Source organism: Streptomyces sp. NPDC096339 (assembly GCF_044762985.1).
In the GTDB taxonomy this organism is placed as follows: Bacteria; Actinomycetota; Actinomycetes; order Streptomycetales; family Streptomycetaceae; genus Streptomyces.
The window spans coordinates 21,643-36,514 of the sequence record NZ_JBIWFI010000003.1 but is presented as its reverse complement, the minus strand read 5'-3'; the positions used below and the strand labels follow the sequence as shown (position 1 = coordinate 36,514).

The window sequence follows — 14,872 nt, the reverse complement described above, 5'->3', positions numbered from 1 at the left end:
GGAGCTGGACGCTTCCTGACCCTACCTGGGCTGGTGGTGATTGAAACCCCTAGATCACAAAGACGGTAGAGGCGTGTCCGATCTTCACCCTTGCGTACTCCCTCACGCCAAGGAAATACCCACCCATCAACATCTGAAAGCGGCCGGTTGTAAGGTCGAACTGTTCAACACCCGTCAGGGCTCGCGCGACTTGCCGCGAGTTGTGACCGGGATGGATCACTCAGGGCAGGGAACGGCAGGAGATATGACCGTGCAGCAGGAGGCTCCGGCGGGCGTCGCGGGCGGATCGGGCGAGCCTCTCGAGGTCTGGATCGACCAGGACCTGTGCACCGGGGACGGCATCTGTGTGCAGTACGCGCCGGAGGTGTTCGAGCTGGACATCGATGGTCTGGCGTATGTGAAGGGTGCGGACGACGAGCTGCTGCAGGAGGCGGGGGCGACGACTCCGGTTCCGCTGGTGCTGTTGCAGGACGTGGTCGATTCGGCGAAGGAATGTCCGGGTGACTGCATCCATGTGAGGCGGGTTTCGGACCGGGTGGAAGTGTTCGGCCCGGACGCGGAGTGAGGGTTCAAACACTCCTGGCGGCCGAGTCCGTCAGCTCCTGGCGGAATTTTCCGTCGCTCCAGCGCCACTTGGCGCGCTGTTTGAGGTCGGGGCTGTAGCGCGGGACGTCGGGTGAGGAGTAGCCGACGAGGCCGGCCGTGACGACTCCGTCGCGCACGGTGAGGTCGGTGGCGGTCTTGCGCTGGGCGGCTTCGAGCAGGGTGGCGACGACGCGGGGGCGGGCTCCCGCGGTGCGGTCCTGGACGAGTACGTAGATGGCGTGGGGCGGGGTGCCGGATCCGGCGTCGCAGCGGACCGCCGCGACGGTTTCGGGGCGGCCGTCGCCGTCGAGGTCGCCCTGGGCGGTGGCGGTGACGTTCTGGGGGGCGCCCTTGCAGTCGAGGGGGTAGGTGACCCCGGCCGGGTCGGGGGCGGTCGCCTGGGGGCCTTCGGCGGGCCGTGTGGCGGTTCCGGCGGCGGCCGGTTGGAGAAGTCCCGCGCCGGCTATGACGGCGGCCATGGCGGATGCGGTGGCGATCCAGTGGACGGGCCTGGTGCGGGTGTGTCCCAGGGTGTCCGATGTCGGCGTCAGCTCGGCGGGGCTGTGCAGCACGCTGGGTGTCTCCTGTGCGAGGGGTGACGGGGAGCCAGCATCGTGCCATACCTCACACGATGGTGGAACGTCCGGGTCCGGCTCTGGCGGGGCGTTTGACCCGACAACGAAAAGGCGCTGTGGCGCAGTTCCCGTGCTTTGGGGGGAACTGCGCCACAGCGCCTTCGTGTTGGGTGTGCGGGGTGGTTACGCGGAGCGGTCGCTGCCGGGTCCTTCGTAGTCCTCGCCGTAGGCGCCCTTGGCGGGGCGGCGGCGGCGCATGGGGGGCTCGACGCCGTCGGCGAGGCGTCGGGCGGTGACGAGGAAGCCGGTGTGGCCGATCATGCGGTGGTCGGGGCGGACCGCGAGGCCTTCGACGTGCCAGTTGCGGATCATCGATTCCCAGGGCTGCGGTTCGGCGAAGCAGCCGATCTCGCGGATGGACTCGACGGTCTTGGACAGCTGGGTGGTGGTGGCCACGTAGCAGCAGAGGATGCCGCCGGGGACGAGGGCCTTCTTGACCGCCTCGAGGCACTCCCAGGGGGCGAGCATGTCGAGGATGACGCGGTCGACGTCGGTTTCGTCCAGGTTGTCCTGGAGGTCGCCGACGGTGAGCTTCCATGCCGGGTGGGGGCCGCCGAAGTAGCGCTCCACGTTGGCGGTGGCGATCTCGGCGAAGTCCGCGCGGCGCTCGTAGCTGTGGAGCATGCCCTGGTCGCCGATGGCGCGCAGCAGGAAGCTGCTCAGGGAGCCGGAGCCGACGCCTGCTTCCACGACGCGGGCGCCGGGGAAGATGTCGGCGAAGGCCAGGATCTGGCCGGCGTCCTTGGGGTAGACCACGGCGGCGCCGCGGGGCATGGACAGGACATAGTCGGGGAGCAGGGGGCGCAGCGCGAGGTAGGCGACGTTGCCGGTGGTGCGGACAACGCTGCCCTCGGGTGCGCCGATCAGCTCGTCGTGCGGGAAGGAACCCTTGTGGGTGTGGAAGTTCTTCCCTGCTTCGAGCGTGAACGTGTAGTGGCGGCCCTTGGGGTCGGTCAGCTGTACCTGGTCCCCGACCTCGAAGGGCCCGCGTCGGCGGGCGGCACCGGTCGGTTCGGACATGTGACCAGTGTATTGGCTTCAGGACTGGGGCCGTGCCATGGCTTTCACGAAGGCTTTTTCGACGTCGAGGGTGGAGAGGACGCCGTAGATCTCGCCGGTGGGTTCGAGGACGAGGTATTCGGTGGCGGGGGTGGCGCGGAGGTGGTCGAGGAGTTCTTCGCCGGCGAGGTCCGCGGAAACCTTCATGCCGTCGGTGAGGTCCTGGGCAAGGGTGCTGACGGCGACCCAGGGGCGGCGGTGTTCGGGGATGGAGGCGATGGCGGTTTCGCGGACGATGGCGGTGGGGTCTCCGTGGCCGTCGACGACGACGAGGGCGCGGGCGCCTGCTTCGTTGGCCCGTCGGAGGGCTTCGGAGAGGGGGGTGGTGTTCTCGACGGGGATGGCGCGGCGGGTGAGGGTGCGGGCGCGCAGTTCGGGGAGGTGTTCGCGCAGGCGGGCCATGCGGAGGCTGTTGCCGGCTCCGGTCCAGATGATGGCGGCGAGGATGGCGGCGAGGAGCGCGTCCATGACGGTGTTCATGCCGCCGATGTCGTCGCCGCGGTTGCCGAGGGTGCCGGTCTGGGTGAGGAGGGGGAGGCCGAGGAGGACGGTGACGGCGAGGGCGCGGCCGATCCAGGCGGCGGCGATGGTGCCGGTCATGGGTTTGCCGGTGATGCCCCAGATGACGGCGCGGAGCATGCGGCCGCCGTCGAGGGGGAGGCCGGGGAGGAGGTTGAAGGCCGCGACGAGGAGGTTGGAGATCATCAGTCCGGCGAGGAGGACGCCGGGGACGGTCGCGGGGTCGACGGCCTTCATGCCGAGGTAGAAGGCTCCGGCGAGGAGGAGGGAGAGGAGGGGGCCGACGAAGGCGAGGACGAATTCGCGGCCGGGGGTCTCGGATTCCTTCTCGATTTCGGAGACGCCGCCGAAGAACTGGAGCTGGATGCGGCGGACGGGGAGTTTGAAGCGGAGGGCGGCCACGGTGTGGGCGAGTTCGTGGACGAGGACGGAGGCGTAGAAGGCGACGGCGAAGAAGAGGGAGACGAGGTAGCGGACGGGTCCGAGCTCGGGCAGGACGCGGTCGAGCTGGTTGCCGAAGACCCAGGTGATGAGGGCGGCGACCAGGAACCAGCTGGACGAGACGTAGACGGGCACGCCGAAGGGGCGGCCCATGAGGATTCCGCCGCCCGGTCCGGAGCGCCGGTTCGCGCGCTCGCCGGTTTCGTCGGTGTCTGCCACGGCTGTCCTTCGGTCGGTGCTGTTGTTTCCAGTGTGGTTCAGGTGTGGTTCTGGTGGTGCTTTAGCCGGTGTGTAGCGGGTTGTGATGCTCCGATCATGCAGTGCGAGGGGGTCCGGCGTCGATGGTATGGCGCGGGCTGTCGGTGGCGGGTCGTAGGGTTTTGTGCATGACTACGAGCTCGGATGCCCCTTTCGCGGATGCCGGTGCGGGTGCCGATGGCGCTGCCGGCGCCGGTGCCGATGGCGGTGCCGGGGTGGAAGCCGGGGTGGAAGCCGGGGCGGGTGCCGGTGACGGCGCGCAGGCCTGTCCTGGTGGCGGGGTGGAAGCCGGTGATGGTGCGGGGGGCGTTGCGGCGTCGGGCGCTGTGGCGCCGACTTCGCTCTCCCCTTCGCGAGCGAGCGATTTCATGCGGTGTCCGCTGCTGTACCGGTTCCGGGTGATCGACAAGCTGCCGGAGAAGCCGAGTGCGGCTGCGACGCGCGGAACGCTGGTGCACGCGGTGCTGGAGCGGCTTTTCGACCATCCCGCGGCGGAGCGGACGGCTCCGGTGGCGAAGGCGTTGATTCCCGGGCAGTGGGAGCGGCTGTTGGAGTCGAAGCCCGAGCTGGCGGACCTGTTTCCGCAAGGGGACGAGGGCGCGGGGCTAGCTCGGTGGCTGACGGAGGCCGAGGCGCTGGTGGAGCGGTGGTTCACGTTGGAGGACCCGACGCGGCTGGAGCCGGTGGAGCGGGAGTTCTTCGTGGAGACGGAGCTCGCGTCGGGGCTTCGGCTGCGCGGGATCATCGACCGGGTGGACGTGGCGCCGACGGGTGAGGTGCGGATCGTCGACTACAAGACGGGCAAGGCGCCGCGGCCGGAGTATGCCGAGGGTGCTTTGTTCCAGATGAAGTTCTACGCGCTGGTGGTGTGGCGGCTGAAGCAGGTCGTGCCGCGGCGGTTGCAGCTGGTGTACCTGGGCAGCGGTGAGGTGCTGACGTACGACCCGGTGGTGGAGGATCTGGAGCGGGTGGAGCGCAAGCTGCACGCGTTGTGGGAGGCGATCCGGGAGGCGACGGAGTCGGGTGACTGGAGGCCGCGGCCGACGAAGCTGTGCGGCTGGTGTGATCATCAGGCGGTGTGTCCGGAGTTCGGGGGTACTCCCCCGGCCTATCCTCTGACGATCATCCCCCGCTAGACGGTCAGGGCAGAATGGGCGGCGTCCGTCGAAGCGACCGTACGAATACGAGGTAGACCCCGTGGCGATCCGCGTCCTTCTGGTCGATGACCAGCCGCTGCTGCGCACCGGCTTCCGGATGATCCTGGAGGCCGAGGAGGACCTCGCTGTGGTCGGTGAGGCCGGGGACGGTCTGCAGGCGCTGGATCAGGTGCGGGCGCTCCAGCCGGACGTGGTGCTGATGGACATCCGGATGCCGCGGATGGACGGGGTGGAGGCGACCCGGCAGATCACGGGTCCGGGCCGGGACGGTCCGGCGAAGGTGCTGGTGCTGACCACGTTCGATCTGGACGAGTACGTGGTGGAGGCGCTGCGGGCGGGGGCGAGCGGGTTCCTGCTGAAGGATGCGCCGGCCAATGAGCTGGTGCAGGCGATCCGGGTGGTGGCGGGCGGCGAGGCGATGCTCGCGCCGAGCATCACGCGGCGGCTGCTGGACAAGTACGCGGGTCACTTGCCTTCGGGTGAGGAGCGCGTGCCGGACACCCTGGGCACGTTGACCGAGCGGGAGGTCGAGGTGTTGAAGCTGGTGGCGCGGGGGTTGTCGAACGCGGAGATCGCGGCGGACCTGTTCGTGAGCGAGACCACGGTGAAGACGCATGTGGGGCACGTGCTGACGAAGCTGGGGCTGCGGGACCGGGTGCAGGCGGCGGTGTACGCGTACGAGAGCGGTCTGGTGCGTCCGGGGGCGGGCCAGGGCCAGTAGGGCTTCTTCGGGTTTCGGTGTACGGCGAACGGGCCGGCGGCCGCGTGGTGCGGCTGCCGGCCCGTTCGTGCTTCGGGGGTGGGGGTCAGCCCTTGCGGATCTCCCAGAAGCGGAAGACGGTCGACGCGTCGAGGGACCACTGCAGGCCGGTCACGTTCGGGCGGGTGACGGCGTACTGCTTGCCCTGCCAGAGCGGGAGGATCGGGATCTCGTCGGCGACGATGTCCTGGAGGCGGTTGTAGTCCGTGTTGGCGGCGGTGCGGTCGGCCTTGGCGGAGGTCGACGGGATGATGGTCCCGGTGATCTCCTTGTTGTCGTAGTTGTTGCCGAGGACGTTGTCGGGGCCGAAGAACGGCTGGGTGAAGTTGTCGGCGTCCGGGTAGTCGGGCACCCAGCCCTTGACGTACACGCCGTACTTGCCGGCCTGGATGTCCTTCTCGTACTGGTCGAACTCGACGGACTTGACGTCGGCTTCGAAGAGACCGCTGTCGTTCAGCTGCTTGGCGATGAGCTGGAGTTCCTGGTCGGTGGAGGGGCCGTAGCGGGTGGGCGTCGAGTACAGGGTGACCTTGACCTTGTCCTTGACGTTCGCGGCGCGCAGGACGGCCTTGGCCTTCTCCAGCTGGGGGCTGCCGCCGTAGCGGTCGAAGAAGGGCGTGGTGTGGGAGGCGATGCCGGCCGGGACGATCGAGTAGAGGGAGGTCGCGGTTCCCTGGTAGACCTCCTTGACCAGGGCTTCGCGGTCGACGAGGTAGGCCATGGCCTTGCGGACGTGGATCTTTCCGGCGACCGGGTCGTTCATGTTGAAGACGAGGTGCTGGACCTCGGCGCCGGTGCCCTGGACGACCTCGACCTTCTTGTCCCCGGTGTTGGCGGAGAGGCCGGCGATGTCCTTGGCGGCGAGGCCGCGGAAGGCGAAGTCGACGTCTCCGCTTTCGAGGACCTTCTTCAGGGCCGCCTGGTCGTCGTTGTAGAACTTCATGGTGACGCCGGAGTTCCGCACCTTGGCCTTGCCGGTGTAGGACTCGTTGACGGAGAAGCTCGCGCTCTTGTCGTTGATGGAGTCCAGCTTGTAGACGCCGGAGCCGATGGCCTTGCCGTCGGTGCGGAGCTTGTCGGCCGGGTATTCGGCGTGGTCGACGATGGAGCCCGCACCCGAGGCGATCTTGCTGGGGAAGGTCGCGTCGGAGTTCTTGAGGTGGAAGACGACGGTCTTGTCGTCGGGGGCCTCGATGGAGCCGATCGACGCGAGCATGACGGCGGGGCCGTTCTCGTCGTTGATCTTCAGGGTGCGCTCGAAGGAGTACTTGACGTCCTTCGAGGTGAGGCCGTGGCCGTTGCTGAACTTCAGGCCGCTGCGCAGGGTGCACTTGTAGGTCTTGCTGTCGGCGCCCTCGAAGCCGCAGGATTCCGCCGCGTCGGGCTCGGGGATGGTGCCGCCCTTGGGGAAGCTGAGGAGCGACTGGAAGACGTTGTTGAAGAGCACCCAGGAGCCGGGGTCGTAGCCCGAGGCCGGGTCGGTGGCCTTCACCTTGTCGGATATGCCCATGACCACGCCCTTGCCGCTGCCGGTGTTGGAGCCATCGGTCGAGCCGCAACCGCTGAGCAGCGCGGCGGCGGTGGCTGCGCCGAGCGGTGCCGCCAGCCACTGGTTACGTCGATTCACGGTTACGTCCTTCTCAGTCGAACAGATTCGTCGGGCCGGCCCGCGACACCCGCTGCCGGTTGTTCGTGTGCGTCAGCCGCTTACGCCGCGGCCGAGCTCCCACAGCTGGAGGTCGGAGATGGCGTTGACCGACCACTCCACTCCGGTGATCCCGTCGCGTGCGGCGACGTACTGCTTGCCCTGCCACAGGGGCAGGACGGGTACGTCCTCGGCGACGATGTCCTGCATTTCCGTGATCGCGGGGACGGCGACGGTGCGGTCGGCGGCGCGCCGGGATTCGGGGATGAGGCGGGTGCGTACGGCGGCGTTGGCGTACGGGGTGCCCAGGAAGTTGTCCTGCTCCAGGAACGGGGCGAGGAAGTTGTCGGCGTCGGGGTAGTCGGGGAACCAGCCCAGTCCGTAGGCGGCGTGGTCGCCCTTCTTCTGCGCGGGGCGGAAGTCGGCCCAGTCGCTGCCCTGGACGGTGATGTCGAACAGCTGGGTGGAGTTCAGCTGGGCCTTGAGGGCTTCGAACTCGGCCGCGGTGCCGTCGCCGTAGTGGTCGTTGGTGTAGTTCAGGGTGAGCTTGACCGGGGTCTTGATCCCGGCGTCCTTCAGCAGGGTGGCGGCCTTGGCGGTGTTGGCGTCGCCGTACTTGTTGAAGAAGGAGTTGACGTGGCCGGTGACCGTGGTGGGGACCAGCGAGTAGAGGGGCTGGGCGGCCTTGCCGTAGACCTTGTCGATGAGGGCGTTGCGGTCCACGGCGGCGGCCAGCGCCTGGCGTACGGCCTTTTCCTTGGCGACGGGGGCGTCGGTGTTGAAGCCGAGGTAGCGGATCTCCAGGCCGGACAGCGGGGTGAGCTTGACGCCCTTGGGGGGCTTGGTGGAGAGCTCGGTGATCTGGGCGGGCGACAGGGTGCGGGAGATCATGTCGATCTTCCCGTCGGCGAGTGCCTTGCCCATGGCCGTGGAGTCGGCGAAGGTGCGCAGTTCGGCCTTGTCGTTCTGCGGCTTGAGGTCGCCCTTGTAGTGGGGGTTCTTGCTGAAGACGGCGCGGACGAGCTGGTTGTTCCTGACTTCGGCCTTCATCGTGTACGGGCCGGAGCCGTCCACGGCGAAGCCCTCGCGGAGCTTCTTGGCGTCGTAGTTCTTCTCGCTGACGATGCCGGCGGCGGGGGTGGAGAGCTTGTACGGGAAGGTCGCGTCCGGGGTCTTCAGGTGGAAGACGACGGTGTCGGCGGCCTTCGCCTCGACGGAGTCGATGTTGGCCAGGAGCGAGGAGGGACCGTTCTCGTCCTTGATGGTGCGGACGCGGTCGATGGAGAACTTGACGTCCTTGGCCGTGACGGGGTCACCGGAGGCGAACTTGAGGCCGGGGCGCAGGGTGCAGCGGTAGCTCTCGTTGCCGGTGTCGGTGAAGCGGCAGTCGGAGGCGGCTTCGGGGACGGGCTGACCGCCGCCGCGCGGGGTGTGCATCAGCGTCTGGACGGTCTGTCGCAGGACGTTCCAGGCGCCGGCGTCGTAGGCGTACGCCGGGTCGAACGGGGCGGGGGCGTATTCGGCGGCCTCGAACCGGTCGGTGGTTCCGACGGTGATCGCTCCGGATCCTGCTCCTCCGCCGGTCGCGGTGCCGCATGCGGCCAGCGTGGGGGTGAGCAGTCCGGCCGCGGCCGTCAGCACCATGGTCTTGCGGTTCATGCTGGAAGTACTCCCTGTTACCGGCACTTGCTCAAAGCGGTGTGAAGGGCACTTCGCGGCGGTCGCCCGTTCAGGGCGGAACGATCGGGCCGGTGTAGTGACGATCGGTCCACGCGGTCCCGGCGACAAGGGTGTGTGGCCGGGGCGGCTGAGGTGCGGCGCAGTGCCCGCAATGACACTAGTGGTCCGGGGCGGGATGGCTGGAACTGGCCGGACATGGGGTGTAATCGCACCGTGACGGGAGTGAACCGGCTGTTCACGCGACGCTCCGTCCGGATTCGGTCAGGAGCTGATCAATCCGGACAGAGCGGTAGGCGTCGGGGCCTCGCGACAGGTCCGTCGGGGCCGTGACGGGTGACCAAGGTCACCCGGGGCAACCCCACCGGACGACATGGAATTTCAGCCTCCGCCACTTCTGGCGGAAGATTCTTCCGCAGGACCTTGGGCCTGGGGGTGTTTCGTTCGGTACGGAGCGTGTGTTGGCGTGTGCGCTCAGTTCATGGGGGCGATGAGGGAGCGCAGGAAGGCCAGGTCCACGTCCTCCAGGGAGCTCACGATCGTCCGACCCGGTGCGGGATCGATACTGCCGACCGAGGGGATGGCCACGACCCGGCAGCCGGCGGCCTCCGCGGCGGCGACACCGGTGGCGGTGTCCTCGATGACGGCGCATCGGGAGGGGTGCGCGCCCAGCGTGCTCGCGGCGAGCAGGTACGGGTCGGGGTGCGGCTTCGTGCGGGGGACCTCGTCCCCGGCGACGGTCATGGTGAAGCGGTCGCGGCCCAGGGTGAGCAGGACCTGGTCGATGACGCGGCGGTGTGAGGCGGAGACGAGGGCGGTGGGCACGTTGTGCCGGGCCAGTTCGCTCAGCAGCCGCTCGGCACCGGGCATCAGCGGGACGCGGTCGGCGATGCGGGCCTCGAAGCGCTCGTTGAGGAGAACGCTGAGCTCGGCCAGGCCGATGGCGGCTCCGGTGGCCTCGATCAGGAAGGTCGCGCTGCGGCTCATGGGGCCGCCCACGACCACGTCGCGCCAGGACTCGTCGAGCCGGTGTCCCAGCTCGTGGAAGATCTCCGCTTCGATCTCCCACCAGAAGCCCTCGGTGTCCACGAGGGTGCCGTCCATGTCGAGCAGCACCGCCTGCAGGGCATGCCCGTCTGCCGTGCGGGCGACGGGGGCGGGAACGGTGCTGGTCATCTGTTACGCCTTTCTCCGGGGACGACAAGGCCGGTCACCTCGGCCCGCGGGGATACCCCCTCGGGGAACAGGTGACCGGCCTGTTTGGGACCGACCAGTGTACGCCGATCCGCCTCAGCGTGCGTTGAAATACTTCGCTTCGGGGTGGTGGATGACGATCGCGTCGGTGGACTGCTCGGGGTGGAGCTGGAACTCCTCCGAGAGGTGGACACCGATCCGCTCCGGCTGGAGGAGATCGGCGATCTTCGCGCGGTCCTCCAGGTCCGGGCAGGCGCCGTAACCGAGCGAGAAGCGGGCGCCGCGGTACTTCAGGTCGAACATGTCCTCGACGTTCGCCGGGTCCTCACCACCGAAACCGAGCTCCGCACGGACCCGGGCGTGCCAGTACTCGGCCAGGGCCTCGGCGAGCTGCACGGACAGGCCGTGCAGTTCGAGGTACTCGCGGTAGGAGTCGGACTCGAACAGCTTGGCCGTGGCCTCGCCGATCCTCGAACCGACGGTGACGACCTGGAGGCCGACGACGTCGGTCTCGCCGGACTCCTCCGGGCGGAAGAAGTCCGCCAGGCACAGGCGGCGCCCGCGACGCTGGCGGGGGAAGGTGAAGCGGGTCCGCTCGTTGCCGGCCTCATCGAGGATGATCAGGTCCTCGCCCTTGGAGACGCAGGGGAAGTAGCCGTAGACGACGGCCGCCTCGAGGAGGTTGTCGGTGTGGAGCTTCTCCAGCAGCCCGCGCAGCCGCGGACGGCCCTCGCTCTCGACGAGCTCCTCGTACGTCGCGCCGCCCGCCCGGGCCTGCTTCAGGCCCCACTGCCCCTTGAACAGGGCGCCCTCGTCCAGCCAGGAGGCGTAGTCCTTGAGCGGGATCCCCTTGATCACACGGGTGCCCCAGAACGGCGGCGCGGGCACCGGATTGTCCACGGCCACGTCGGAACGCCCGCCCGGCTCGTCGGCCTCCTCCACCTGGAGGACGGGCGTGTCCCGCTTGGCGACACGCCGCTGCTTCAGCTCCGGCAGAGCCGCACCCGGCACCCCACGCTTGACGGCGATCAGGGCGTCCATGAGGCGCAGGCCTTCGAAGGCGTCGCGGGCGTAGCGGACCTCGCCCTCGTAGATCTCGTGGAGGTCCTGCTCGACGTAGGCGCGGGTGAGCGCGGCGCCGCCGAGGATCACCGGGTAGTCGGCGGCCAGCTTGCGCTGGTTGAGCTCCTGAAGGTTCTCCTTCATGATCACGGTCGACTTGACGAGGAGACCGGACATGCCGATGACGTCGGCCTTGTGCTCCTGCGCCGCTTCGAGGATCGCGGAGACCGGCTGCTTGATGCCGATGTTGACGACGTTGTAGCCGTTGTTGGTGAGGATGATGTCGACGAGGTTCTTGCCGATGTCGTGGACATCGCCGCGGACGGTGGCCAGCACGATCGTGCCCTTGCCCTCCGCGTCCGACTTCTCCATGTGCGGCTCCAGGTAGGCCACCGCGGTCTTCATCACCTCGGCGGACTGGAGCACGAACGGCAGCTGCATCTGACCGGAGCCGAAGAGCTCGCCGACGACCTTCATGCCCTCAAGAAGGGTGTCGTTGACGATGTTCAGGGCGGGTCGTTCCTGGAGGGCCTCGTCGAGGTCGGCTTCCAGCCCGTTCTTCTCGCCGTCGATGATGCGGCGCTGGAGGCGTTCCTCCAGCGGGAGGGCGAGGAGTTCCTCGGCCTTCCCGGCCTTGAGGGACTTGGTGTTGACGCCCTCGAAGAGGGCCATCAGCTTCTGGAGGGGGTCGTAGTCGCCCTCACGACGGTCGTAGATCAGGTCGAGGGCGGTGTTGACCTGTTCCTCGTCGAAGCGGGCGATCGGCAGGATCTTCGAGGCGTGGACGATGGCGGAGTCGAGGCCGGCCTTGACGCACTCGTCGAGGAAGACCGAGTTCAGCAGGATGCGGGCGGCCGGGTTGAGGCCGAAGGAGATGTTCGACAGGCCCAGCGTCGTCTGGACATCGGGGTGGCGGCGCTTGAGCTCGCGGATCGACTCGATCGTGGCGATGCCGTCCTTGCGCGACTCTTCCTGCCCGGTGCAGATCGTGAAGGTCAGGGTGTCGATGAGGATGTCCGACTCGCGGATGCCCCAGTTCGACGTCAGGTCCTCGATGAGGCGCTCGGCGATGGCGACCTTGTGCTCGACGGTGCGGGCCTGGCCCTCCTCGTCGATGGTCAGCGCGATCAGCGCCGCGCCGTGCTCCTGCGCGAGACGCGTGACCTTCGCGAAGCGGGATTCGGGGCCGTCGCCGTCCTCGTAGTTCACCGAGTTGATGACCGCGCGACCACCCAGCTTCTCCAGGCCCGCCTGGATCACCGGGACCTCGGTGGAGTCCAGGACGATCGGGAGGGTGGAGGCGGTCGCGAACCGGCCGGCGAGTTCCTGCATGTCCGCGACACCGTCACGGCCCACGTAGTCCACGCACAGGTCCAGCATGTGCGCGCCCTCGCGGATCTGGTCCCGCGCCATCTCCACGCAGTCGTCCCAGCGCGCTTCCAGCATCGCCTCGCGGAACTTCTTCGACCCGTTCGCGTTCGTCCGCTCACCGATCGCCATGTACGAGGTGTCCTGCCGGAACGACACCGTCTGGTACAGCGACGCCGCACCCGGCTCCGGACGCGGATCACGCACGGTCGGAACCATGCCGCGGACCCGCTCCACCACCTGCCGCAGGTGCTCGGGGGTCGTGCCGCAGCAGCCACCGACGAGCGAGAGACCGTACTCGCGGACGAAGGTCTCCTCGGCGTCGGCCAGCTCGGAGGCGGACAGCGGGTAGTGCGCGCCGTCCTTCGTCAGGACGGGCAGGCCGGCATTGGGCATGCAGGAGATCGGGACGCGGGAGTTGCGGGCGAGGTAGCGCAGGTGCTCGCTCATCTCCGCCGGACCGGTCGCGCAGTTCAGACCGATCATGTCGATGCCCAGCGGCTCCAACGCGGTCAGCGCCGCACCGATCTCCGAGCCCAGCAGCATCGTGCCGGTCGTCTCCACCGTCACCGAGCAGATCAGCGGGACGCTGATGCCCAGCCGGTCCATGGCGCGGTGGGCGCCGATGATCGACGACTTGGTCTGCAGCAGGTCCTGCGTGGTCTCCACGATCAGCGCGTCGGAGCCGCCGGACAGCAGGCCCTCCGCGTTCTCCTGGTAGGCGTCGCGGATCTTGTCGTACGTGATGTGCCCGAGCGTGGGCAGCTTGGTTCCCGGGCCCATGGAGCCGAGCACCCAGCGCTGCCGGCCGGTCGAGGCGGTGAACTCGTCGGCGACCTGGCGGGCGATCCGGGCGCCCGCCTCCGACAGCTCGAAGTTGCGTTCGGCGATGTCGTACTCGGCCAGGGCCGCGTAGTTCGCACCGAAGGTGTTCGTTTCGACGCAGTCGACACCCACCGAGAAGTACGCTTCGTGGACCGTGCGCACGATGTCGGGCCGGGTGATGTTGAGGACCTCGTTGCAGCCTTCGAGCTGCTGGAAGTCGTCCATCGAGGGGTCCTGGGCCTGGAGCATCGTTCCCATGGCGCCGTCGGCGACGACCACGCGGGTGGCGAGTGCCTCTCGGAGGGCGGCGACCCGGGTCGGCGTGTCTGCGGGCGGGTTCGGCAACGAAGCCATGGTGATGCTCCCTGGGATGCGACGGCTGTCGGCTTTGCACCCCCTCTTCGTCAAGGGTGCACTCGGCCAGGGTAACCGTGTGGACCTGCCCCGGTGCGGTCGTCCCACGTGGCGGACTGCATCCTGTGCGCGGGACGTCCGACGGGGTGTGTCGGGTGGGGTGGGGGCCGGGGTTCGCGGTGGGACGGGCCTCACCATGCAAAAGGTCGGCATCGACCGATAGTGTTCAGCATTGTCGAACTACGTCAGCAGGAGGCTGCGCGATGGCACGGAACATCCAGTCGCTCGAACGAGCCGCTGCGATGCTGCGACTTCTGGCGGGCGGGGAGCGCCGGCTGGGACTGTCGGACGTGGCGTCCGCCCTGGGCCTGGCCAAGGGCACGGCGCACGGCATTCTGCGCACCCTGCAGGCGGAGGGTTTCGTCGAGCAGGACCCGGCCTCGGGCCGCTACCAACTGGGCGCCGAGCTGCTGCGCCTGGGCAACAGCTATCTGGACGTGCACGAGCTGCGCGCCCGCGCCCTGGTGTGGACGGACGATCTGGCCCGGGCGAGCGGCGAGAGCGTGTACGTGGGGGTGCTGCACAAGAGCGGGGTGCTGATCATGCACCACGTGTTCCGGCCCGACGACAGCCGCCAGGTGCTGGAGGTGGGGGCCATGCAGCCGCTGCACTCCACGGCGCTGGGCAAGGTGCTGTCCGCCTATGACCCGGTGGCGCACACGGAGGCCCTGGAGGTGGAGCGCGAGGCGTTCACTCCACGTACGGTCACGGACGCGATCGGGTTCGAGGAGGTCCTCGGGCTGACGCGGGCGCGCGGTTGGGCCTCCGACGTGGAGGAGACCTGGGAGGGCATCGCCTCGGTCGCGGCGCCGATCCACGACCGGCGCAGGATGCCGGTCGGCGCGGTCGCCGTGGCGGGGGCCGTGGAGCGGGTCTGCGGGGATTCCGGGGAGCCTCGGGCGGCCCTGGTGGCCTCCGTGCGGGACTGCGCGCGGTCGGTTTCACGCGACCTGGGGGCAGGCCGGTTCTGAGCTTGACCTGACTCGTTCGACCCATCCAAGACCCACCCGGTGCGGCTTCAGGCTGCATATGGGTGGGTTTTGTCGTTTACTGATCATGGATTGGCCGGATTTGGTCGATCGTACCGAGTGGTAACGATCCGGTTCTTTGACCTGGCCAGGCCTTGACGGGTTCTTCACACAGGCGGAAAACTGCCGTTCATCGGTCGGCAATGTCGAACACCTACCGGCAATACGCGTTAGGGTGTGACAAGCCAAGGACCGGTGCAGCACTCACCGAGTGCGCGGAACCACCGGAGGTACCCGGTTCCGCC

General features: G+C 68.5%; 11 protein-coding genes. 4 read left to right on the top strand and 7 right to left on the bottom strand.

Annotation, left to right across the window (positions count from 1 at the left end; translation table 11 throughout):
• Window positions 1-244 precede the first annotated feature (244 nt).
• Window positions 245-565: a ferredoxin gene (locus tag ACIQ5Y_RS06710; RefSeq protein ID WP_403875779.1), complete on the top strand. Its 321-nt coding sequence runs from the start codon at window positions 245-247 to the stop codon at window positions 563-565.
• Window positions 566-569: 4 nt separating this feature from the next.
• On the opposite strand, the gene ACIQ5Y_RS06705 is transcribed toward ACIQ5Y_RS06710, so the two are convergent.
• From ACIQ5Y_RS06705 to ACIQ5Y_RS06695, 3 genes are all read right to left on the bottom strand, one after another.
• Complete coding sequence (locus ACIQ5Y_RS06705) at window positions 570-1,157, bottom strand: hypothetical protein (RefSeq protein ID WP_403875776.1); 588 nt, start codon at window positions 1,155-1,157, stop codon at window positions 570-572.
• Window positions 1,158-1,343: 186 nt separating this feature from the next.
• A complete protein-coding gene (locus ACIQ5Y_RS06700; RefSeq protein WP_042814566.1) occupies window positions 1,344-2,240 on the bottom strand; it encodes a tRNA (adenine-N1)-methyltransferase in 897 nt (298 codons plus the stop codon).
• A gap of 18 nt (window positions 2,241-2,258) precedes the next feature.
• Entirely contained in the window at window positions 2,259-3,392 is a 1,134-nt protein-coding gene (locus ACIQ5Y_RS06695) for a site-2 protease family protein (RefSeq protein WP_403876531.1), read from the bottom strand.
• A gap of 233 nt (window positions 3,393-3,625) precedes the next feature.
• Between ACIQ5Y_RS06695 and ACIQ5Y_RS06690 the strand changes: the two genes are divergently transcribed.
• Window positions 3,626-4,633 carry a RecB family exonuclease gene (locus tag ACIQ5Y_RS06690; protein WP_403875773.1) on the top strand — a complete coding sequence of 336 codons (1,008 nt, stop codon included), beginning with the start codon at window positions 3,626-3,628 and terminating at the stop codon, window positions 4,631-4,633.
• Window positions 4,634-4,694: 61 nt separating this feature from the next.
• Window positions 4,695-5,375: a response regulator gene (locus tag ACIQ5Y_RS06685; RefSeq protein ID WP_376661339.1), complete on the top strand. Its 681-nt coding sequence runs from the start codon at window positions 4,695-4,697 to the stop codon at window positions 5,373-5,375.
• 85 nt (window positions 5,376-5,460) lie between these two features.
• Here ACIQ5Y_RS06685 and ACIQ5Y_RS06680 read toward each other — a convergent pair whose 3' ends face one another.
• The 4 genes from ACIQ5Y_RS06680 to metH form a co-directional block, all read right to left on the bottom strand.
• On the bottom strand, window positions 5,461-7,041 hold the full coding sequence (locus ACIQ5Y_RS06680) for an ABC transporter substrate-binding protein (RefSeq protein WP_403875770.1): 1,581 nt from the start codon (window positions 7,039-7,041) through the stop codon (window positions 5,461-5,463).
• Window positions 7,042-7,113: 72 nt separating this feature from the next.
• Window positions 7,114-8,718, bottom strand: coding sequence for an ABC transporter substrate-binding protein (locus tag ACIQ5Y_RS06675; RefSeq protein ID WP_403875767.1), 1,605 nt, complete (start codon window positions 8,716-8,718; stop codon window positions 7,114-7,116).
• Window positions 8,719-9,210: 492 nt separating this feature from the next.
• Window positions 9,211-9,912, bottom strand: coding sequence for an HAD family hydrolase (locus ACIQ5Y_RS06670; RefSeq protein ID WP_403875764.1), 702 nt, complete (start codon window positions 9,910-9,912; stop codon window positions 9,211-9,213).
• A 114-nt stretch (window positions 9,913-10,026) separates the two neighbouring features.
• Complete coding sequence (gene metH / locus ACIQ5Y_RS06665; RefSeq protein WP_403875761.1) at window positions 10,027-13,539, bottom strand: methionine synthase; 3,513 nt, start codon at window positions 13,537-13,539, stop codon at window positions 10,027-10,029.
• Window positions 13,540-13,802: 263 nt separating this feature from the next.
• Between metH and ACIQ5Y_RS06660 the strand changes: the two genes are divergently transcribed.
• Window positions 13,803-14,570: an IclR family transcriptional regulator gene (locus ACIQ5Y_RS06660; RefSeq protein ID WP_403875758.1), complete on the top strand. Its 768-nt coding sequence runs from the start codon at window positions 13,803-13,805 to the stop codon at window positions 14,568-14,570.
• Window positions 14,571-14,872 lie beyond the last annotated feature (302 nt).